1 protein-coding gene and 1 pseudogene are annotated in these 2250 nt (G+C 56.6%); both read right to left on the minus strand.

Annotated features, from left to right (window positions below; genetic code table 11):
* Nucleotides 1-77: 77 nt before the first annotated feature.
* Complete coding sequence (gene dhaL, locus ACM6UT_RS23200; RefSeq protein WP_416799631.1) at nucleotides 78-725, minus strand: dihydroxyacetone kinase subunit DhaL; 648 nt, start codon at nucleotides 723-725, stop codon at nucleotides 78-80.
* A 61-nt stretch (nucleotides 726-786) separates the two neighbouring features.
* Nucleotides 787-2250 (minus strand): annotated as a pseudogene (locus ACM6UT_RS23205) (dihydroxyacetone kinase subunit DhaK); the annotation flags it as partial.

The following is a 2250-nucleotide window of genomic DNA, read 5'->3' on the forward strand; positions in this document are numbered from 1 at the left end:
TACTGTTAGTTACCATCAGATCGATACATCCCATCGGCAACTCTCGCACAACGATGCTGTAAGCCAGCAATCAGCAATCACAACTTGCCTGCAAAAGTTTCTCTCATCGCGTGCAGAATGGCGACGGCCGAGGCAGCCCCCGGATCGGTGTGTCCGAGCGAGCGCTCACCCAATCTTGCTGCCCGTCCTTTTGTCGCCACCATTGAACGGGTTGAGGCGGCACCAGTTTCGGCTGCCAATACGATTGCTTGCCACATATCCGCAACTGACATTGCTTTTTCGTGAGCGCCTACTGCCGCTTCCGCAGCCGGGATCCACGCATCAAGCATTGTCTTGTCGCCACGTTGGCCCTTTCCACGATCCCGGATTCCCTGGGCGATGGCCTCCAACATGGCCACCTGCCCTTTCTGGGATAGGTGTTCATCATGCTTGAGCGCGTCTGCTGCCTTTCGGAAAGCTGAAGCATAAAGCGGCCCGGTCGATGCTCCCACTGCATCCAGGAACGCATTCGCAGCCGTGAGGAGCACATCTGACGGCGGCATCCGATCGATCTCCAGTTTATTGATCGCAGACGTCACTGCTGCAAAGCCGAGCGCCATGGTAATGCCGTGATCTGCATCGCCGATGGCACCATCAAGGTCGGAGAGATGATCCTTTTCGGCCTGCATGGCTGCGGAAATCAGTTGAAACATCCGGCCAAGAAGGCGCGATGCCGATGTCACCATGACTGCCTCCAGATTTCCATTAAAATTGCTGTTTTGATCATTTGGAGACCCAAGATTTCATTCAATTGACGCGTAGTGCCGCCGCATCGCAGGGATGACGCAACAGATCGGACAGTTCCTGATCAAGATGGAGAACCGAAATGGAGGCTCCGACCATGTCGAGAGAGGTACAATAGTGGCCGATCCAACTGGCTTCGATGATGATGTTCTTGGCTCTCATGCGCTGTTCGACCCGCCTGAAAAGAATGTAAAGCTCCATCAAGGGGGTCGATCCGAACGAGTTCACGAGGACAGCCACCCTGTCGCCAGGGACTGCTGACATTTCCGAGAAAATGCGGTCCATCACCCGATCGGTGACTTCATCCGCAGTCATCATCTTGTCGCGGATCACACCACGCTCGCCATGAATGCCCATCCCGATTTCGATCTCGTCGGGCCCGATCTCGAAATTGTGTCGACGGGTTTGCGGAAGGGAACAGGGTTCGAGTGCAACGCCGATCGTGAATGTCCGGTTGTTGGCCTTGCGGGTGACCGCTTCGCACTCGGCAAGTCCAAGCCCCCTGTCGCAGGCAGCGCCGGCGATCTTGAAGATGAAGAAGTTGCCAGCAACGCCTCTTCGACCTTCCCTGTCCTCGATGGGGGAAGACGCGATATCGTCTGTCGTCAGAACGGTCCTGACCGGGATGTTTTCGTCTTGCGCCATCTCNCCTCGATGGGGGAAGACGCGATATCGTCTGTCGTCAGAACGGTCCTGACCGGGATGTTTTCGTCTTGCGCCATCTCGGCGGCCATCTCGAAATTCATCACGTCACCGGCATAATTGCCATAGACAAACAGGACGCCTTCGCCGCCTGTGGCAGCTCTTGCGCATTCTAAAATTGGTCCGGGCGGTGGTGATGAAAATATGTTGCCGACTGCAACGGCGTCAGCCAATCCCCGACCTACGTAACCCAAGAAGCAGGGTTCATGTCCGGTTCCGCCACCGACGACCAGTCCCACCTTGCCCGGCCGCGGACCGCTGCGGGCAACCAGGGCCCGGTTCGAACCCTTGATCGGCATCAGATAGTCGGAATGCGCCTTGACGACCCCCTCCAGCATTTCGTCGACAACGCGGTCAGGGTCGTTGAGAAACTTCTTGATATGGGTGCGGAAGCTGGAGGGCAACGGGATCGTGTTGTCACTGCGCGATCGAGGAGCGGGTTTTTGATCCACATCCGTGACGCCATCGGCATTGAGAATGCCACGACCCGTCGCAGCATCGGTGATCAACACGTTGATATAGCCACCACGCAAGGCACCCAGGATCGCGGGCACTTTGTCGAAGCCGCCTGCAACCCCGATACGCATTTCGATCTTCTTCAGCATTTCGAGCGAGATGCCGATGGTTCGGTCGTCAAGCACGCCAAGAACCGGCTGACCTTCGGGATCGATAAACCGGCCAGCCACAACCCCCACCGCACGCTTTGCCAGATAGTCAGATATCGAAACGGATTCGAAAAATCCGCTTGTATGAATGGTGGAACTG

Source organism: Ciceribacter azotifigens (assembly GCF_048159625.1).
Classification (GTDB): domain Bacteria; phylum Pseudomonadota; class Alphaproteobacteria; order Rhizobiales; family Rhizobiaceae; genus Allorhizobium; species Allorhizobium azotifigens.